The organism is Halomonas marinisediminis, assembly GCF_004347715.1.
Taxonomy (GTDB): domain Bacteria; phylum Pseudomonadota; class Gammaproteobacteria; order Pseudomonadales; family Halomonadaceae; genus Halomonas; species Halomonas icarae.
In genome coordinates this window covers 102,214-119,827 of sequence record NZ_SLTR01000009.1, presented here as the reverse complement: position 1 = coordinate 119,827, position 17,614 = coordinate 102,214, and the positions used below count along the sequence as shown (strand labels likewise).

Annotated in this window: 19 protein-coding genes; 12 read left to right on the top strand and 7 right to left on the bottom strand. The window is 64.6% G+C overall.

All coding sequences use genetic code 11. The features are described 5' to 3' along the window. Positions 1-155 precede the first annotated feature (155 nt). The 9 genes from rpmB (at position 156) to E0702_RS08690 (ending at position 8,018) form a co-directional block, all read left to right on the top strand. Positions 156-392, top strand: coding sequence for a 50S ribosomal protein L28 (gene rpmB, locus E0702_RS08730; protein ID WP_132042892.1), 237 nt, complete (start codon positions 156-158; stop codon positions 390-392). A gap of 42 nt (positions 393-434) precedes the next feature. After that, positions 435-590 (top strand): 50S ribosomal protein L33, encoded by a 156-nt coding sequence (rpmG, locus tag E0702_RS08725; RefSeq protein ID WP_097790452.1) that lies wholly within the window; start codon positions 435-437, stop codon positions 588-590. A 103-nt stretch (positions 591-693) separates the two neighbouring features. Next, positions 694-1,524, top strand: a complete 831-nt coding sequence (gene mutM, locus E0702_RS08720; protein ID WP_132042890.1) for a bifunctional DNA-formamidopyrimidine glycosylase/DNA-(apurinic or apyrimidinic site) lyase — start codon at positions 694-696, stop codon at positions 1,522-1,524. Positions 1,525-1,543: 19 nt separating this feature from the next. Next, entirely contained in the window at positions 1,544-2,737 is a 1,194-nt protein-coding gene (locus E0702_RS08715; RefSeq protein WP_132042888.1) for a class I SAM-dependent rRNA methyltransferase, read from the top strand. Then, complete coding sequence (locus E0702_RS08710; RefSeq protein WP_240721701.1) at positions 2,730-3,056, top strand: putative signal transducing protein; 327 nt, start codon at positions 2,730-2,732, stop codon at positions 3,054-3,056. The genes E0702_RS08715 and E0702_RS08710 overlap by 8 nt, the downstream gene beginning before the upstream one ends. Positions 3,057-3,236: 180 nt before the next feature. Further along, positions 3,237-4,262, top strand: coding sequence for a tryptophan--tRNA ligase (gene trpS, locus E0702_RS08705; RefSeq protein ID WP_132042886.1), 1,026 nt, complete (start codon positions 3,237-3,239; stop codon positions 4,260-4,262). A 203-nt stretch (positions 4,263-4,465) separates the two neighbouring features. Continuing rightward, entirely contained in the window at positions 4,466-5,674 is a 1,209-nt protein-coding gene (locus tag E0702_RS08700) for a YeeE/YedE family protein (RefSeq protein WP_132042885.1), read from the top strand. 187 nt (positions 5,675-5,861) lie between these two features. Beyond that, on the top strand, positions 5,862-6,191 hold the full coding sequence (locus E0702_RS08695; RefSeq protein WP_132042883.1) for a hypothetical protein: 330 nt from the start codon (positions 5,862-5,864) through the stop codon (positions 6,189-6,191). Positions 6,192-6,338: 147 nt separating this feature from the next. Next, positions 6,339-8,018, top strand: a complete 1,680-nt coding sequence (locus E0702_RS08690; RefSeq protein ID WP_132042881.1) for an NAD-dependent malic enzyme — start codon at positions 6,339-6,341, stop codon at positions 8,016-8,018. A gap of 131 nt (positions 8,019-8,149) precedes the next feature. On the opposite strand, the gene acnA is transcribed toward E0702_RS08690, so the two are convergent. Next, on the bottom strand, positions 8,150-10,921 hold the full coding sequence (gene acnA, locus E0702_RS08685) for an aconitate hydratase AcnA (RefSeq protein ID WP_132042879.1): 2,772 nt from the start codon (positions 10,919-10,921) through the stop codon (positions 8,150-8,152). Between the two features lie 215 nt (positions 10,922-11,136). Here acnA and E0702_RS08680 point away from each other — a divergent pair, with 215 nt between their 5' ends. Together E0702_RS08680 and trxB are read left to right on the top strand one after the other, a co-directional pair. Further along, positions 11,137-11,346, top strand: coding sequence for a CPXCG motif-containing cysteine-rich protein (locus E0702_RS08680; RefSeq protein WP_132042877.1), 210 nt, complete (start codon positions 11,137-11,139; stop codon positions 11,344-11,346). A gap of 107 nt (positions 11,347-11,453) precedes the next feature. Beyond that, positions 11,454-12,404, top strand: coding sequence for a thioredoxin-disulfide reductase (gene trxB, locus E0702_RS08675; protein ID WP_132042875.1), 951 nt, complete (start codon positions 11,454-11,456; stop codon positions 12,402-12,404). Positions 12,405-12,458: 54 nt separating this feature from the next. Here the strand turns inward: trxB and E0702_RS08670 are convergent, their stop codons facing one another. After that, positions 12,459-12,704, bottom strand: a complete 246-nt coding sequence (locus E0702_RS08670; RefSeq protein WP_229332961.1) for a SlyX family protein — start codon at positions 12,702-12,704, stop codon at positions 12,459-12,461. Between the two features lie 95 nt (positions 12,705-12,799). On the opposite strand from E0702_RS08670, the gene E0702_RS20055 reads away from it, so the two are divergent. After that, entirely contained in the window at positions 12,800-13,264 is a 465-nt protein-coding gene (locus E0702_RS20055) for a cold-shock protein (RefSeq protein WP_272922913.1), read from the top strand. 117 nt (positions 13,265-13,381) lie between these two features. Here the strand turns inward: E0702_RS20055 and E0702_RS08660 are convergent, their stop codons facing one another. Genes E0702_RS08660 through dapC form a run of 5 tightly spaced genes read right to left on the bottom strand, consistent with a single transcriptional unit; the run spans position 13,382 to position 17,576 of the window. Beyond that, positions 13,382-13,783, bottom strand: a complete 402-nt coding sequence (locus E0702_RS08660) for a hypothetical protein (protein WP_132042871.1) — start codon at positions 13,781-13,783, stop codon at positions 13,382-13,384. A 7-nt stretch (positions 13,784-13,790) separates the two neighbouring features. After that, entirely contained in the window at positions 13,791-14,963 is a 1,173-nt protein-coding gene (gene dapE, locus E0702_RS08655; protein WP_132042869.1) for a succinyl-diaminopimelate desuccinylase, read from the bottom strand. Next, the gene (gene dapD, locus E0702_RS08650; RefSeq protein WP_132042867.1) at positions 14,950-15,975 is read right to left on the bottom strand and encodes a 2,3,4,5-tetrahydropyridine-2,6-dicarboxylate N-succinyltransferase; all 1,026 of its coding nucleotides are present in this window, start codon (positions 15,973-15,975) and stop codon (positions 14,950-14,952) included. The genes dapE and dapD overlap by 14 nt, the downstream gene beginning before the upstream one ends. A 45-nt stretch (positions 15,976-16,020) precedes the next feature. Further along, complete coding sequence (locus tag E0702_RS08645) at positions 16,021-16,365, bottom strand: arsenate reductase (RefSeq protein WP_132042865.1); 345 nt, start codon at positions 16,363-16,365, stop codon at positions 16,021-16,023. Then, on the bottom strand, positions 16,365-17,576 hold the full coding sequence (dapC, locus tag E0702_RS08640; protein WP_132042863.1) for a succinyldiaminopimelate transaminase: 1,212 nt from the start codon (positions 17,574-17,576) through the stop codon (positions 16,365-16,367). Before dapC ends, E0702_RS08645 begins: the two co-directional genes overlap by 1 nt. Positions 17,577-17,614: the final 38 nt, after the last annotated feature.

The window sequence follows — 17,614 nt, the reverse complement described above, 5'->3', positions numbered from 1 at the left end:
GTCCTTGCGCTCCGGGCTTGTCCGGTGAGGCGGTCTCTGGTATAAAGTGCAGCCTTTGAATTCCCTTGGGTCAAATGTCACGGGATCTCCCGGTTTGCCCGACAGGTTTTGAACACAACAGGTGATTGACACCTGGCCAGTGGTTGGAGGCTCCCATGTCCAAAGTATGTCAGGTTACCGGCAAGCGCCCGGTGACTGGTAACAACGTTTCACACTCCCAGCGCAAGACCCGCCGCCGGTTCCTGCCGAACCTGCACTCCCACCGTTTCTGGGTGGAGTCCGAGAACCGTTTCGTCAAGCTGCGCGTCTCTTCCAAGGGCATGCGTATCATCGACAAGAAGGGTATCGACGCGGTTCTGGGCGATATCCGCAAGCGCGGCGAAGCCGTCTAAGCGATTCGCTTCTAGCGATCCATACAAGGGGAGCAAGTAGTCATGCGTGACAAGATCAGAATGGTGTCCAGCGCCGGTACCGGCCACTTCTACACCACCGACAAGAACAAGCGGAACACTCCGGACAAGCTGGAGATGAAGAAGTATGATCCGGTTGTTCGCAAGCACGTGATGTACAAGGAAGCCAAGATCAAGTAAGCCTTGATCCTCTTCCGCAGGTGTTCAAGCCTGTTGATCTGAACCCGGCTGATCCCTCAGCCGGGTTCAGGCGTTTCTGAGGAAGCCGTAGAGCCTGTCACCGATGCCAGAACTCCCCGAAGTCGAGACCACCCGTCGTGGCATCGCCCCGCATGTCGAAGGGCGTGAGATCGGTGAAGTGATCGTGCGCCAGTCCCGTCTGCGTGTGCCGGTACCGGCCGACCTGGCCGACCGGCTGGTAGGCGCTCGCATCGGTTCGCTGACCCGTCGTGCCAAGTACCTGCTGCTCCCCCTTGCCGGAGGAGACTCCGCCGGGGCGACCCTGCTATGGCATCTGGGCATGTCGGGCAGTCTGCGAATCGTGCGTCTCGGTGAGCTGCCTAGAAAGCATGACCACCTCGACCTGGTGCTCGATGATGGTGCCATCCTGCGCTATCACGACCCGCGGCGCTTCGGCTTCGTCGATTGGCTGGCCGGCAGCGTTGAAGAGGACTCGCGCCTGAGGCGACTGGGACCGGAGCCGCTTTCGGAGGCCTTCGACGGTGAGCGGCTCTACCGCCTCTCGCGAGGGCGGCGTGTCGCGGTCAAGCCCTTCCTGATGGACAACGCCGTGGTGGTGGGGGTCGGCAATATCTACGCTTCCGAGGCGCTGTTCATGGCCGGCATCGACCCACGTCGCGCCGCCGGGCGGATTTCGGCGGAGCGCTATGCGCGTCTGGCCGCCGCGGCCAAGGAGGTGCTGGCCGCCGCCATTACCCAGGGGGGCACGACCCTGCGAGACTTCGTCGGAGGCACCGGCGAGCCCGGCTACTTCAAGCAGCGGCTCAATGTCTATGGCCGCCATGGCGAGCCCTGCCGGCGCTGTGGCACCGAGCTGCGCCTTATCACCCTCGGGCAGCGGGCCAGTGTCTACTGTCCCCGTTGCCAGACCTGACTTCCCGGAGAGACCCACCATGACCCTGTCCTCACTTCGCCTGAAGAAGAACGCCGACCGCCGTCTGAAGGCCGGCCACCTGTGGCTCTACTCCAACGAGATCGATACCGCTGCGACACCGCTCAAGGGCCTGGAGCCGGGGCAGCAGGTAGTGGTGGAGGCGGCCAATGGCAAGGCCATGGGCGTGGCCTACGTCAACCCCAATTCGCTGATCTGCGCGCGTCTGGTCTCCCGGGATCCGCAGCAGAGTCTCGACCGCTCGCTGCTGGTGCATCGCCTCAACCAGGCCCTGGCGCTTCGCCAGCAGCTGTTCGCCGCCCCCTACTACCGCCTCGTGCACGGCGAGGGAGATCTGCTGCCTGGACTGGTGATCGACCGCTTCGGCGATACGCTGGTGGTGCAGCTAAATACCGCCGGCATGCAGGCGGTGCTGCCCGAGCTCCTCGATGCCCTGGACAAGGTGCTCTCACCCGTGAACGTGGTGCTGCGCAACGACACCTCGGGACGCCGTCAGGAGGGCCTCGAGCGCTCCGTGGAGGTGGTCAAGGGCGACGTGGGTGACCCCGTGCTGCTTGAGGAGAATGGCGTGCGCTTCTCGGCACCGGTGCTGGATGGCCAGAAGACCGGCTGGTTCTATGACCACCGCGTCAACCGCGCCTGGCTCAATCAGTTCGTGGCCGGCAAGCGGGTGCTGGACCTGTTCAGCTATGTCGGCGGCTGGGGCGTACAGGCCGCGGCTCATGGTGCCCGGGAGGTGCTCTGCGTGGATGCCTCGGCCCCGGCGCTGGAGCGGGTGGCCGACAATGCCGCACTCAATGGCCTGCACGAGCAGGTGTCGGTGGGGGAGGGGGATGCCTTCGATGTTCTGGCGGCTCTCAAGGCGGAGGGCGAGCAGTTCGATGTGGTGATCCTCGATCCGCCCGCCTTCATCAAGAAGCGCAAGGATATTCCCAATGGTGAGCGCGCCTACGGCAAGCTCAACCGTGAGGCGATGCGCCTGCTGGGCCGCGATGGCCTGCTGCTCTCGGCATCGTGCTCCATGCACCTGGCCCCGGAGCGGCTGGTCGACGTGGTGCGCGGAGCAGTGCGCCATCAGGATCGCCATGGCCAGATTCTCTTCCAGGGTCATCAAGGACCGGATCATCCGGTGCATCCGGCGATTCCCGAGACCAGCTACTTGAAGGCTCTGGGGGTGCGGGTCTTCCGTGACTGACAGGGTGGGCGAGTCGGTGCGTGTCTTTGCCCACAGCAATACGCTGCTGGTCAGCCATGTGTATAACCTGCTCGAAGCGGCGGGCATCCCCGCGGAGTTGCGCAACATGACCCTGGGTGGCGGCGCCGGTGAGCTGCCGCTCGGGGAGTGCGAGCCCGAGGTGTGGGTGAAGTCGCATAATCGCGAGCGTGCCGACGCCCTGATAGGCGATGCCCTGACGGGCAGGAGCGATGCCGCGGCCTGGCACTGCCCGGGCTGCGGCGAGACGCTGGAGGGGGTCTTCGAGGCCTGCTGGAAGTGTGGAGCAGGGCGTCCCTGAGGGCGAAGATACGAGATCGGGCCCAGGCCCAGGTCGAGCCCTTTGTCACGCGCTGCCGCTCATGCTCTCGGCCATTGGTCATCCGGGCTAGGGAAGAGGGGCGGCGTCCGGCTCCGGTCGCCTTGTGGGGGCCTGCGCGTTACCATAGCGACCATTTACGAACCGCAGAGTCCGCTTTCCATGAGTGCAGCTTCCGAGAAGATCCGCGTCCTTACCGGCATTACCACCACCGGCACCCCCCATCTGGGTAACTATGTCGGTGCCATCAAGCCTGCCATCGAGGCGAGCCAGGACCCGGGTGTCCAGTCCTACTACTTCCTGGCCGACCTGCATGCATTGATCAAGTGTCAGGATCCGCGCCGGGTGCAGGAGTCGCGCCTGGAGATCGCCGCCACCTGGATGGCGCTCGGCCTGGACACCGATAACGCCATCTTCTACCGGCAGTCGGACATTCCCGAGATCCCCGAGCTGACCTGGATGCTCACCTGTGTCTGTGCCAAGGGGCTGATGAATCGTGCCCATGCCTACAAGGCGGCGGTAGCCGAGAACGAGGCGGCCGGCAATCAGGACCCCGACAAGGGCATCACCATGGGCCTGTTCGGGTATCCGGTGCTGATGGCCGCCGATATCCTGATGTTCAACGCCAACCGGGTACCGGTGGGGCGTGATCAGATCCAGCATATCGAGATGGCCCGTGATATGGCGGGTCGCTTCAACCATCTCTACAAGGGGCAGTATTTCACCCTGCCCGAGGCGGTGGTGGACCAGAAGGTCGAGGTGCTGGGTGGTCTGGACGGGCGCAAGATGTCCAAGAGCTACAACAACACCATTCCGCTGTTTGTTTCCGAAAAGAAGCTGCAGAAGCTGGTGCGCAAGATCAAGACCAACTCGCTGGAGCCCGGCGAGCCCAAGGATCCGGATACCTGCACCCTGTTCCAGATCTACTCCGCGTTCGCCACGGCCGAGGAGACGACGGCCATGCGCGAGGAGTATGCCGGTGGCATCGGCTGGGGCGAGGCCAAGAACCGTGTATTCGAATACCTCAACGACCATCTGCGCGAGCCTCGCGAGCGCTACCAGGCGTTGCTGGAGGACCCGGGGCATATCGAGCAGGTGCTGCTGAAGGGGGCAGAGCGCGCTCGGGCCGAGGCGGCGCCTCTGATGGATCGTCTGCGGCAGGCGGCAGGACTGGGTCGCTTCGTCTGACGCCACCTCGGTTGCGTTGACATGTCGGGCGCCTGCTGGCGCCCGACATTCGTTCGAGCCTTTAATTACTTTTTGGCATCAATTTCTTCTTTTAAATACTTTTACGCGATTTAAGGGTTCCGTTACCCTAACCGGTTTGCGGGCACCCTGTCCCGTGATGTCCATCTCCCCGTGATGCGCCTCTGCCTCCGAGTGAACCTGCCATGAGTGAATTCGCCTTGACCCGACCCAAGCGACTCTCCCTTCCCGCCGTGGCGGCCGGGGCCCTGCTGCTGGGGGCCCTGGTCGTGGGCACCGTCTTCGGTGCGCGTCTGGGGGGGCTGATGGTGGTTGGCGGCCTGCTGGGCATGGTGCTCTACCATGCGGCCTTCGGCTTTACTGCCGCCTGGCGGGTTTTTATCACCGAGCGGAGAGGTCGCGGCCTGCGCGCGCAGATGGTGATGCTGGCCATCGCGGTGCTGCTGTTCTTCCCGGCACTGGGGGCCGGCAGCCTGTTGGGTCAGCCGGTCTATGGCTTCGTGGCACCCATCGGTGTGTCGGTGGTGTTCGGAGCCTTTCTCTTTGGGGTGGGCATGCAGCTGGGGGGCGGCTGTGCCTCCGGCACCCTGTTCACCGCCGGAGGCGGCAATGCGCGCATGCTGATCACCCTGGTGTTCTTCATTATCGGTTCGCTGATCGGTACCGCCCATTTCGGCTGGTGGCAGAGCCTGCCGGCCTTCCAGCCGGTGTCGCTGGTCAAGACCGCGGGCACCGGTGGGGGAATGGCGATCAGCCTGGCGCTGTTTGCGGCCATCGCCGCCTTTACGGTGGTGATGGAGAAGCGCCGGCACGGGCAGCTTGAACGGGCAGCGAAGATCGATGTCGGCAATCGGCGCTGGCTTGTCGGTCCCTGGCCACTGCTGGCGGGGGCCGTGGCCCTGGCGCTGCTGAATTTCGCCACCCTGGCCCTGGCCGGCCGCCCCTGGGGCATCACCTCCGCCTTCGCCCTGTGGGGCGCCAAGGGCTTCACGGCATTGGGGGGAGATGTCAGCCAGTGGGGTTACTGGCAGTCCTCGTGGAATGCTGCCGCCCTGGAGGCCACGATCTGGCGTGATATCACCAGTGTCATGAACATCGGCCTGATGCTCGGTGCCTTGATCGCCGCCTCGCTGGCCGGCCGTTTCGCCCCCAGCTTTCGCATTCCCCTGCGCTCGGTGTTGGCTGCCGTGGTCGGTGGCATTATGCTCGGCTATGGTGCTCGTCTGGCCTTCGGCTGCAATATCGGCGCCTACTTCAGCGGTATCGCCTCCGGCAGCCTGCATGGCTGGGTGTGGCTGGTGGCGGCCTTCGCCGGCAATATGCTCGGGGTGAAACTGCGGCCATTCTTCTTCAAGGCATCGGCCTCATCCATCGCGCCAGTCAAGGGTAGCTGACAGCACCTCGCCAGACGCTTTCGGAGTGGGTTTTATGAGTGGGGAGCGGTGGTTGCGTCGAGATGGTCTTCTCTCATCAGGTGCGGTGACCCGAAAGGGGTTGGCACTCTGCCATGAGTGTGATTATTCTAAATTAACAATAATGACTCCCGTGGCTAGTGCGCCACTCTAATGAAAGGAACCGACGATGCCGATTCAACGCTGGCTGCTGGCACTCTTCCTGATCCTGTTCGCGGTGACCGCACAGGCGCGGGACTACTATGTCGATATCACCAATGACACCGGCTACACCATCTACTACCTCTATGTCAGCCCCGGGAAGTCGACCTCATGGGAAGAGGATGTATTGGGAGATGAAGTCATGCTCGATGGTGCCTCGCGTCGGGTCACGCTCACGGGGTACAAGAGCCCCTACTTTGACATCAAGCTGGTCGACTCGGACGGCGACTCCTACACCTTCTGGGATGTCGATGTATCGCGTCGCGACCTGGTGGTAACCCTCGACGACCTCGACTGAGGCCCAGGCTGGTCGCCCGGGATTAGTAACCCGGCATCGAGCGCCCCGGTCTTGGCCGGGGCGCTGCCGTTTCGTGCATGGTAGAGTATTCGAGGGGTGCCGATAGGGTGCCCCAGGCCTGTTCCCGTCAACCGATCGAGAGCTGAGATGACCACCGAATCCAAGCGCCCCTTGTATATTCCCTATGCCGGTCCGCCGCTGCTGGAGATGCCGCTGCTCAACAAGGGCAGCGCCTTCAGTCAGGAAGAGCGCATCGAGTTCAACCTGATCGGCCTGTTGCCGCAGTGTGTGGAGACCATCGAGGAGCAGCTGGAGCGGGCCTACCGACAGTACCAACAGTGCCAGACCGATCTCGACAAGCATATCTACCTGCGCGCCATTCAGGATGATAACGAGACCCTCTATTATCGACTGGTCTCGGAGCACCTCGAGGAGATGCTGCCCATCATCTATACGCCCACGGTGGGCAAGGCGTGTCAGGAGTTCTCCAATATCTATCGCAATCACCGGGGGCTGTTCATTAGCTATCCCGATCGTGACCGGCTGGATGACATCCTGCGCTCCTCCACCAAGGAGAAGGTCAAGGTGATCGTGGTCACCGATGGTGAGCGCATTCTTGGCCTGGGGGATCAGGGTATCGGTGGCATGGGCATTCCGATCGGTAAGCTGTCGCTGTACACCGCCTGTGGTGGTATCAGTCCTGCCTATACCCAGCCGATCATGCTCGATGTGGGGACCAACAATCAGGCGCTGCTCGATGACCCGATGTACATGGGGTGGCGCCACCCGCGGATCTCCCAGGAAGAGTATGATGCCTTTATCGAAGCGTTCATCGTGGCGGTGAAGCGACGCTGGCCAGGGGTGCTGTTGCAGTTCGAGGACTTTGCCCAGGCCAATGCCGTGCCGCTGCTGACGCGCTATCGCGATGAGCTGTGCTGCTTCAACGACGATGTTCAGGGGACCGCCGCGGTGGTGGTAGGCACCCTGATGGCGGCCTGCAAGGCCCGTGGTGAGGGGATCACTCAGCAGCGAGTGGTGTTCGTGGGAGCGGGCTCCGCCGGCTGCGGCATCGCCGAGCAGGTGGTGGTGGCCATGCAGGCGGAGGGGCTCTCCGAACGGGAGGCTCGCGACCGTATCTACATGGTCGACCGGGAGGGGCTGGTCACCGACGACCAGGATTGGTTGCGCGATTTCCAGAGCCGTCTGGCCCACGACGCGGCCCTTACCGAGGGCTGGAACGGCCAGGACCTGGTCGAGACGGTACGACAGGTCAAGCCGACGGTGCTGATCGGGGTGTGCGGGCGGCCGGGCATCTTTACCGAGGAGGTGGTGCGTACCATGCACGCCAGCTGCGAGACGCCGGTCATCATGCCTCTCTCCAACCCCACCTCCCAGGCCGAAGCCGTGCCCGAGGATGTGATCCGCTGGACCGACGGGGCGGCGTTGGTCGCGACCGGCAGTCCCTTCGCCCCGGTGGAGTACGAGGGGCGCACCATTCCCATCGCCCAGTGCAACAATGCCTATATCTTCCCGGGGATCGGCCTTGGGGTGATCGCCGCCGAGGCTCGGCGAGTGACCGATGACATGTTGATGGCGGCATCGCGAGCGCTGGCGCGAGAGGCGCCTATCGTCAAGGAGGGCAAGGGCGCGCTACTGCCACCGCTGAGCAAGATCCGCGAGCTTTCCAAGGCGATCGCCTTCGATGTGGCCGGCCAGGCCCAGGGCGAGGGCATGGCGCTGAAGACCAACGGCATCAAGCTGCGCGAGGCCATCGAGCGCAACAGCTGGACCCCGGAGTATCGGCGCTATCGCCGCCGCTCCTTCTAGGCCAGAAGCGACGAGTCAAGCGCTCTGCGCCAAGAGGTTAGGTAGTTCGACATCTGACGCTCCAAACCAAGCAGCCCCGCCGGATATCCCGGCGGGGCTGTTGCTGGTGCGGTTGAGTCGGCCGAAGGGGGTCAGGCCGAACCGATCATCTTGCGCAGCACATAGTGCAGGATGCCGCCATGGCGGTAGTACTCCAGCTCGTTGGCGGTATCGATGCGGCACAGCGCCTCGATGTTCTTCTCGCCCTTGTCGCTCTTGATGGTCACCTTGACGCTGCTGCCCGGGGTGAGCTCGGAGAGCCCTTCGATGGAGATCTGCTCATCGCCGGTGAGCCCCAACGACTGACGACTCTCGCCCTCGGGGAACTGCAGCGGTACCACGCCCATGCCGATCAGGTTGGAGCGGTGGATACGCTCGTAGGACTCGGCCAGTACCGCGCGGACGCCAAGCAGGCGCGTCCCCTTGGCGGCCCAGTCACGACTGGAGCCGGTGCCGTACTCCTTGCCGGCCACCACCACCAGCGGAGTGTTCTCCTGCTGGTACTTCATGGCGGCGTCATAGATCGCCATTTGTTCGCCGGAGGGCACGTGGCGTGTCTCACCGCCCACCACGCCGTCGAGCATCTCGTTCTTGATGCGGACGTTGGCGAAGGTACCGCGCATCATCACTTCATGGTTGCCGCGCCGTGAACCGTAGGAGTTGAAGTCCACCGGCTTGACCCCGTGCTCCTGCAGGTAGCGACCGGCGGGACTGTCGGGCTTGATGGCGCCGGCCGGCGAGATATGGTCGGTAGTTACCGAGTCACCCAGCATGGCCAGGATACGGGCGTCCTTGACGTCCTCCACGACATCGGGTTCTCGTCCCATGCCGTCGAAGAAGGGCGGATGCTGGATATAGGTGGAGTCCGTCGACCACTGATAGACCTTGCTCTGGGGCACCTCGATGGCCTTCCAGACCTCGTCGCCGTCGAAGACCTCGGCATACTGCTTGCGGAACATCTCGGTGTTGACCCGCTCCACCGCTTCGGCGATTTCCGCCTGGCTGGGCCAGATATCCTTGAGGTAGATCGGCTTGCCGTCCTTGCCGGTGCCCAGCGGTTCCTGGGTCAGGTCGAGCTGGACGTTGCCGGCCAGGGCATAGGCCACGACCAGAGGCGGTGAAGCCAGCCAGTTGGTCTTGACCAGCGGGTGCACGCGACCCTCGAAGTTGCGGTTACCCGAGAGGACCGAGGCCACGGTGAGGTCGGCCGTATTGATGGCCTGCTCGATGGGCTCCGCCAGGGGACCTGAGTTACCGATGCAGGTGGTGCAGCCATACCCCACCAGGTTGAAGCCTAGGGCATCGAGGTCCTCCTGCACGCCACCGGCGGCCAGGTAGTCGGTGACCACCTTGGAACCCGGCGCCAGTGAGGTCTTCACCCACGGTTTGGTGGATAGCCCCTGCTCGCGGGCCTTGCGGGCCAGCAGGCCGGCAGCCATCATCACGCTGGGGTTGGAGGTGTTGGTACAGGAGGTGATGGCGGCAATCACCACATCACCCGGGTTGAGCTTGAACTGCTCGCCGTCGAGGTCGACGTCCTGGCTGTCGGCATGCTCGAAGCTGCGTTCGACGCCCACCGCGGTCTGCCCGCCTTCGGAGAACAGGCGCCCCTTCTCCACGGATGCGGCCTGCTTGACACCCGGCTTGGTGGTTCTGGCCTCCGTGTCGTCCTCGAGCAGCGCCTCGAAGGTCGACTTCATGTCGGAGAGGGCCACGCGATCCTGCGGGCGCTTGGGGCCGGCCAGGCTGGCTTCGACCTCGGTCATGTCCAGCGCCAGGGTGTCGCTGAACACTGGCTCCTCGCCGGGCTCGCGCCACAGACCCTGGGCCTTGCTGTACGCCTCCACCAGGGCGATCTGAGCATCGTCGCGGCCGGTGAGGCGCATATAGGTCAGCGTCTCGTCGTCTACCGGGAAGAAGCCACAGGTGGCGCCATATTCCGGTGCCATGTTGGCAATGGTGGCGCGATCCGCCAGCGGGAGGTCCTTGAGGCCATCACCGTAGAACTCCACGAACTTGCCCACCACGCCGTGATTGCGCAGCATCTGGGTCACCGTGAGCACCAGGTCGGTCGCGGTGATTCCCTCGCGCAGCTTGCCGCTGAGCTTGAAGCCGACCACCTCGGGAATCAGCATCGAGACCGGCTGACCCAGCATGGCGGCTTCGGCCTCGATACCCCCCACGCCCCAGCCGAGTACGCCCAGGCCGTTGATCATGGTGGTGTGAGAGTCGGTACCTACCAGGGTGTCGGGGTAGGCGAGGGTCTTGCCGTCCTGTTCCTTGGTCCACACCGTTCTGCCCAGATACTCGAGGTTGACCTGGTGACAGATGCCGGTGCCCGGTGGCACCACACGGAAGTTGTCGAAGGCCTCCTGACCCCAGCGCAGGAACTCGTAGCGTTCGCGGTTGCGCTCCATCTCTATGGCCACGTTGTCCTTGAACGCGGAGGGGTTGCCGAACTTGTCGACCATCACCGAGTGGTCGATGACCAGGTCCACCGGGGAGAGCGGGTTGATCCGTGCCGGATCCTCGCCCAGGCGCTCGACGGCCGCACGCATGGAGGCGAGGTCGACCACCCCCGGCACGCCGGTGAAGTCCTGCATCAACACACGAGCCGGCCGGTAGCCGATTTCGCGGTCGGAGCGTCCCTCCTGCTGCCAGTCCACCAGTGCCTGCATGTCCTCCCGGGACACGCTTTCGTCATCGGCAAAGCGCAGCTGATTCTCGAGCAGGATCTTGAGGGTCTTGGGCAGGCGTTCGATGCCTCCCAGCGCCTCGGCTGCCTTGGGCAGGCTGTAGTAGTGGTAGGTACGGCCTGCGGCCTCGAGGCTCTGCAGAGTATCGGAAAAAGAGTCGGTGCTCATCGAAATCCTCCCATCGGAGTGTGAACGAACCTTCCTGGTACGCCTTAATGTATATGGTCATGATAGGCAGGCTTTTCAACTGTTGCTCGGAGGTGCTTGAAATGTTAGCCGAGTGTCGCCATCTCTTTTCATCTGTGTCAGCGTTGCTCAAGCGCCGGAAAGCCATGCGCCAACCCATGCTTTCAAGACAGGCCGAGCACGGCCGGGGAGTTCCCATGCATGAAGAGGCATTGACCCCGCGGCGGGTGCGTTGCCCCTACTGCGATGCACCCTTCGATCTGCTGCTGGATGCCTCCCAGGGCAGCCAGATCACCTGGGAGGACTGCCACGTCTGCTGTGCGCCTATCCAGGTGCGCATCGAGGCCGACCCCGGCGATCCCGAGGTGCTGACGGTGGTGCTGGGCCGCGACGACGAGGTGCTCTAGCGACGCGCGACAGGGCTGCCTCGATCGGGGCGCACCGACCCTATGAGGCGGCGTGGCTGTTACAATGGCGCCACTCTATTCCGAACGTTACTGCACGAGGTCTTTCCATGAGCGATGTGCGTCATGAGCGCCTGATCATTCTCGGTTCCGGTCCGGCGGGGTATACCGCCGCCGTCTATGCGGCCCGCGCCAACCTCAAGCCGCTGCTGATCACCGGCATGCAGGCGGGAGGGCAGCTGACCACCACCACCGATGTGGACAACTGGCCCGGCGATGATGCCGGCGTACAGGGACCCGAGCTGATGGAGCGCATGAAGCGCCACGCCGAACGCTTCGATACCGAGGTGTTGTTCGACCATATCCACGAGGTGGAACTGCGTGAGCGCCCCTTCACCCTGAAGGGCGACAACGGCACCTATACCTGCGATGCACTGATCATCGCCACCGGCGCCAGCGCCCGCTATCTGGGGCTGGAGTCCGAGCAGAAGCTGATGGGCCAGGGCGTGTCGGCCTGTGCTACCTGCGATGGCTTCTTCTACCGCAACCAGGAGGTGGTCGTGGTCGGTGGCGGCAATACCGCCGTGGAGGAGGCCCTGTATTTGGCCAATATCGCCTCGAAGGTTACCCTGGTGCACCGTCGTGACAGCCTGCGTGCCGAGAAGATCCTTCAGGACAAGCTGTTCCAGAAGGCCGAGGAGGGCAAGGTGGTGCTGGAGTGGAACCACACACTGGAGGAGGTGCTGGGCGACAACAGCGGCGTGACCGGTGTGCGTCTGGCCTCCACCACGACCGGCGAGACCAAGGAGCTCGCGGCACCGGGCGTGTTTATCGCCATCGGCCACAGCCCCAATACCGGCATCTTCGAGGGGCAGCTGGAGATGAATGGTGGTTATATTCGGGTCCGCTCGGGCCTCGACGGCAACGCCACCGCCACCAGCGTGCCGGGCGTGTTCGCCGCCGGCGACGTCATGGACCATGTCTATCGCCAGGCGGTCACCTCCGCCGGCAGCGGCTGCATGGCCGCCCTGGATGCCGAGCGCTACCTCGACGAGCTATAACCCGGTTGCGCCGCTCACCCTGTGGTGGCGCTACGCTTTCCTTGCCCCTTGAGGCTAATAGTGCGGCGGTAGCTCGTCCTCGGCGCTTGGTGCCGCCGCATCTCCCTCCTGCAGTGCCTGCTGCTGCTCGCGAATCTTCCGCTGCATCAAGTCATTGATGCGCTCCAGCCTGGTCAGACGCGTCTCCTGGGCGGCGACCGCCTGGTCCAGGGTGTCCAGCCAGTGTTCCTGGTAGGCGATACGGCTCTCCAGGGCGGTGAGGCGCTCGTCAAGGGTGTCGGACGTGTGGGTCGTGCTCATGCTAGAATCCTTGCGCTGCGTGCCACCGTTCATCGTGGCACCTTCCTCGTGGTTATCAATATCGTTCATTGCCAACTAGAGAGTCATTCGAGCCCATGAATCGCAAGCTCATGTTTCGCTGTAGTCTGATCAGTCTGCTGCTAGCTGCCCCGGCGCCGTTGCTGATCGCCCTGTTTATTCACCTGGCCGGCGGCGCCCTGTCCGAGGCGCTGTTCGACAGCCTCCAGCTAGGCGGTGTCGCCGTGGTCTATGCTGCCGCGGCCCTGGCGGTTTTCCTGGTGCTGCTGGTCGCCACTCTGGCAGTCAATGCCCTTAGTCCCCAGCTGGTCAACCTGGCCGAGATCGAGAGCGATGATCGTGAACTCGGTGAGGTGAAGTGGTTCAACGTCAACAAGGGGTATGGTTTTATCACTCGCGACAGCGGCGAGGATGTCTTCGTTCACTTCCGGGCCATTCGTGGCCGCGGTCACCGCACCCTGGCCGAGGGCCAGAAGGTCCGCTATTACGTGGTGGAGAACGAAAAGGGGCTACAGGCCGACGATGTCACGGTGATTACCTGAATCGCAGCGTCATCGGCTGGCTCCGGGGCGCCCTGTACTCACACCTGTAGTACTCAAGCCTTTGGTGCTTACGCCTTTGAACATCGCCCCGCAGCCGCGGGGCGATGTCGTTTTGGGCTACCGGCCGGAGTCGGGCCAGTGGATCTCTGTTTCACGCCCGTCGGGAAGCACCTGCAGAAAGCGGTCGGGCTCGTCGCCGGGTTGCCAGCCGCCCAGCGAGCAGCGCACCTCGCCGCCCAGGTGACGGGCGGCGGAGCGCGCGCAGGCCGCGTCATTCGACCAGGGGGTCTGGGCGCTATCGAACCAGAGGCTGGCGAAGCCGTCGGCGGCACGCTCCACCAGCAGCACCGGGATCTCGTTGCCGGCAAGCCGGCCACGGGCGCGCCACTTGCCCTTGCCGGCCGGGGCCAGAGGATCGGCTCCGATGGCCTCGCCCAGCCACGTATTCAGCGCCTCAACAGGGGCCTTGGCCAGGTAGATCTCGATATCGGGATAACGGGGTTCGCTGTCAGCTGTCATGCAAGCCTCAGGGTCGGGCACTGCCGTTGATGAACAGGTGCTTCATGATCGCTTCATAGATGCGGCTCAGCTCGTCCAGGTCGCTGGCCCGCACCCGCTCGTTGACCTGATGGATGGTGGCATTGAGGGGACCCAGCTCCACTACCTGGCTGCCCAGGGTAGCGATAAAGCGTCCATCCGAGGTGCCACCGCTGGTGGAGAGCTCGGGGGTCTGTCCGGTGATCTCCTCGACACCGCGCACGCTGGCCTCCACGAGTTCGCCCTCGGCGGTGAGGAAGGGCTCGCCGTTGAGAGTCCAGTCCAGTTCGTAGTCCAGGCCGTGGGCATCGAGAATCGCCGCGGTGCGCGACTTGAGCTGCTCCTGGGTCACCTCGGTGGAGAAGCGGAAGTTGAACACGACCTCCACCTCGCCGGGGATGACGTTGGTGGCGCCGGTACCCGAGCGAAAGTTGGAGATCTGGAAGCTGGTCGCGGGGAAGAAGTCGTTGCCGTCGTCCCAGTGCTCCCGGGTCAGCGCGTCCAGCGCGGGCATGGCCTGATGGATGGGATTGCGTGCCAGGTGAGGGTAGGCCACATGGCCTTGTACTCCCTTGATATGCAGCACGCCACCGAGTGAGCCACGGCGACCGTTCTTGACCACATCCCCCAGTCGAGCGGTGGAGGAGGGCTCGCCGACGATACAGTAGTCGAGCCGCTCGTGGCGTTCACGCAGATGCTCCACCACGGCGCGCGTCCCGTCCCTGGCCGGGCCCTCCTCATCGGAGGTGATCAAAAACCCCAGTCGGCCGTGGTGATCGGGGTGGTCGGCGATAAAGCGCTCCACCGCGGTGATCATGGCCGCCAGGCTGCCCTTCATGTCGGCGGCACCTCGGCCTCGCAGCATGCCGTCGTCATCGATGCACGGCGTGAAGGGGGGGGTGTCCCAGTGGGTGTGAGGGCCACTGGGCACCACATCGGTGTGGCCGGCGAAGGCCAGCAATGGACCGTGGTGACCACGGGTGGCCCAGAAGTTCTCGACATCGCCGTAGGGCAGGCGTTCGATATGGAAACCGAGCGCCGCGAGGCGCTCGATCATCAGTTCCTGACACCCCAGGTCGTCCGGCGTCACCGATGGGCGTGCCAACAGGTCGAAGGCGAGCCGCAGGGTGGGCGAGAGGCCAGCAGGATCAGTTATGGGCATGCAGTGCCTCGTTGAGCGCGATGGCGCTCTTGTTGGTCAGGCACTCGATGCGGCCGTTCTGGGAGTTGCGGCGCAGCAGCAGGTCGTCCTGGTTGGCCAGCTCGCGGGCGGCCACGGTACCGGCCTCCTGGCCCTGGTCGTCGAGCAGGGTGACCTTGGCACCGGCGGTAAGGTAGAGGCCCGCCTCCACGGTGCAGCGGTCCCCCAGCGGGATGCCGATGCCGGCATTGGCACCGATCAGGCAGCCTTCGCCGACCTTGATCACGATATTGCCGCCTCCCGAGAGCGTGCCCATGGTGGAGCAGCCGCCGCCGAGGTCGGAGCCCTTGCCGACCATTACCCCGGCCGAGATTCGACCCTCGATCATGCCCGGTCCTTCGGTGCCCGCGTTGAAGTTGACGAAGCCCTCGTGCATCACGGTGGTGCCCTCGCCGAGGTAGGCACCCAGGCGAACCCGGGCGGTGTCGCCGATACGCACGCCGCCGGGAACCACGTAGTCGGTCATCTTGGGGAACTTGTCGACACAGTCCACGGAGAGGGCTCGGCCCTCCAGGCGCGCCTTGAGACGGCGGGCGGGCAGCTCCTGGACGTCGATGGCGCCCTCGTTGGTCCAGGCGATATTGCGCAGCAGGCCGAACATGCCGGTAAGGTCGAGGCCGTGGGGCTTGACCAGGCGGTGAGACAGCAGGTGCAGCTTGAGGTAGACCTCGGGGACGCTCTGCGGGGGCAAGTCCTCGGCGATAAACATTGCCACCAGCGGGCGAGTGGCCGCGGCGAGGGTCTCGGCCAGCTGTGCCTGCTCGGCGTGGCCGGCGGCCTTGAGGGCGCCGGCCAGCTCGCCACACTGCTCGGGCAGGAAGCTGACCGCAGCGTTACCCTCCGGGACGTCCAGCACCCGCTTGACCGCCGCGATCAGGTCGGCATTGGGCTCGAGGAGGGGGGTGGGGTAGTAGATCTCCAGCCAGTCGCCCTGGGTGTTCTGGGTGCCGGTTCCGAGTGCAAAGCTCAGCATATCGAGAGTCCTTGTAGAGTCGAATCGTGTGTTCAGAGGGGGCGCTTAGCCCTGAAGGTCGTCGTAGTCGCCGTCGCGATAGCCCACGCGGATGTCATCGCCGGTATCCAGCAGGGGGCGCTTGAGCAGGGTGGGGTGGGCGAGCAGCAGCTCGCGGGCGCTGTTGGCATCCACCTCCCGCTTCTCCTCGTCGGACAGGTTGCGCCAGGTGGTGCTGCGCTTGTTGAGCGCCGTCAGCACCGGCACCTTTTCGAGGATATGTTCGAGCAGTGGCGCGGAGAGGCCATCCTCGCGCAGGTCGTGGAACTGGTAGGGAACGCCGGAATTGTCCATCGCCTTGCGCGCACGGCGACAGGTGTCGCAGTTCTTGATGCCGTACAGGGTAAACATCACAGCCTCCTCTCGATGAAGTCGCGGATGCGGCGCGCCGCCTCGGCGGTGGCCTGGGGCTCGGCGACCAGCGCCAGCCGCAGGCGGCCGCTGCCGGGGTTGATGCCAGCGTTGGGGCCGTCGGGTGCGGGGCGGCCCATATAGCTGCCGGGAAGTACGCTCACGTTGGCATGGCGCAGCAGCTCCCGGGTAAAGCCCTCGTCGTCACCGCCGGGTACCGCCGGCCACAGGTAGAAGCTTGCCTCCGGGGTGGGGAACGCCATCACCGGGGCGAGAATGCGGGTCACGGCGTCGAACTTCTCGCGGTAGGCGTCGCGATTGGCGCGCACATGGCTCTCGTCGCGCCAGGCGGCGATCGAGGCGTGCTGCACCGGTAGCGCCATGGCGCTACCGTGGTAGGTGCGATAGCGCCTGAAGGGGGCGATCAGCCCGGCGTCGCCGGCCACGAAACCCGAGCGCAGCCCGGGCAGGTTGGAGCGTTTCGAGAGGGAGTGGAAGACCAGGCAGCGTCGATAGTCGTGACGCCCCAGGGCCGCGCAGGCCTCGAGCAGCCCGGGGGGTGGGGATGTCTCGTCCAGATAGAGTTCCGAGTAGCACTCGTCCGAGGCGATAAGGAAGTCGTGTTCGTCGGCGAGCTCGATCAGTCGCTGGAACTCGGCCAGTGGCGTGACCGCCCCCGTCGGATTGCCGGGCGAGCAGAGAAAGACGATCTGTACCTGGCGCCAGACGTCGGCGGGCACGGCCTCGATGTCGGGACGAAAGCCGCTTTCGGTGTTGCAGTCGAGGTAGTAGGGCTCGCCACCGGCGAGCAGGGTGGCGCCCTCGTAGATCTGGTAGAAGGGGTTGGGCATGGCCACCTTCGCCGGACGGGTGCGGTCCAGCGCCGCCTGAACGAAGGCAAACAGCGCCTCGCGGGTGCCGTTGACCGGCAACACCTGGGTGTCGGGATCGAGGCCGTCAAGGCCGAAACGGTGCCTGGCCCAGTCGGCGATGGCCTGACGAAGCTCGGCACTGCCGGCGGTGGCCGGGTAGCGAGCGAAGTCGGCCTGACTCGCCTGCAGCGCCTCGAGGGCGCCGGCATAGGGGGCGTGCTGGGGCTCGCCGATGGTCAGCGAAATAGGCGCGAGCTCCGCGGGAGGCGTCACGCCGGCCCTGAGGGCGGCCAGCCGCTCGAAGGGGTAGGGCTTGAGGGCGTCGAGATCAGGGTTCATGGGTGTCCAGGCGCGCCTCTTGGGCCGTGGCCGCAGGC

Excerpts from the sequence above, each read along its gene's own strand:
- rpmB (WP_132042892.1), top strand. The coding sequence starts at position 156 with ATGTCCAAAGTATGTCAGGTTACCGGCAAGCGCCCGGTGACTGGTAAC.
- rpmG (WP_097790452.1), top strand. The coding sequence starts at position 435 with ATGCGTGACAAGATCAGAATGGTGTCCAGCGCCGGTACCGGCCACTTC.
- mutM (WP_132042890.1), top strand. The coding sequence starts at position 694 with ATGCCAGAACTCCCCGAAGTCGAGACCACCCGTCGTGGCATCGCCCCG.
- E0702_RS08715 (WP_132042888.1), top strand. The coding sequence starts at position 1,544 with ATGACCCTGTCCTCACTTCGCCTGAAGAAGAACGCCGACCGCCGTCTG.
- trpS (WP_132042886.1), top strand. The coding sequence starts at position 3,237 with ATGAGTGCAGCTTCCGAGAAGATCCGCGTCCTTACCGGCATTACCACC.
- E0702_RS08700 (WP_132042885.1), top strand. The coding sequence starts at position 4,466 with ATGAGTGAATTCGCCTTGACCCGACCCAAGCGACTCTCCCTTCCCGCC.
- E0702_RS08695 (WP_132042883.1), top strand. The coding sequence starts at position 5,862 with ATGCCGATTCAACGCTGGCTGCTGGCACTCTTCCTGATCCTGTTCGCG.
- E0702_RS08690 (WP_132042881.1), top strand. The coding sequence starts at position 6,339 with ATGACCACCGAATCCAAGCGCCCCTTGTATATTCCCTATGCCGGTCCG.
- acnA (WP_132042879.1), bottom strand. The coding sequence starts at position 10,921 with ATGAGCACCGACTCTTTTTCCGATACTCTGCAGAGCCTCGAGGCCGCA.
- E0702_RS08680 (WP_132042877.1), top strand. The coding sequence starts at position 11,137 with ATGCATGAAGAGGCATTGACCCCGCGGCGGGTGCGTTGCCCCTACTGC.
- trxB (WP_132042875.1), top strand. The coding sequence starts at position 11,454 with ATGAGCGATGTGCGTCATGAGCGCCTGATCATTCTCGGTTCCGGTCCG.
- E0702_RS08670 (WP_229332961.1), bottom strand. The coding sequence starts at position 12,704 with ATGAGCACGACCCACACGTCCGACACCCTTGACGAGCGCCTCACCGCC.
- E0702_RS20055 (WP_272922913.1), top strand. The coding sequence starts at position 12,800 with ATGAATCGCAAGCTCATGTTTCGCTGTAGTCTGATCAGTCTGCTGCTA.
- E0702_RS08660 (WP_132042871.1), bottom strand. The coding sequence starts at position 13,783 with ATGACAGCTGACAGCGAACCCCGTTATCCCGATATCGAGATCTACCTG.
- dapE (WP_132042869.1), bottom strand. The coding sequence starts at position 14,963 with ATGCCCATAACTGATCCTGCTGGCCTCTCGCCCACCCTGCGGCTCGCC.
- dapD (WP_132042867.1), bottom strand. The coding sequence starts at position 15,975 with ATGCTGAGCTTTGCACTCGGAACCGGCACCCAGAACACCCAGGGCGAC.
- E0702_RS08645 (WP_132042865.1), bottom strand. The coding sequence starts at position 16,365 with ATGTTTACCCTGTACGGCATCAAGAACTGCGACACCTGTCGCCGTGCG.
- dapC (WP_132042863.1), bottom strand. The coding sequence starts at position 17,576 with ATGAACCCTGATCTCGACGCCCTCAAGCCCTACCCCTTCGAGCGGCTG.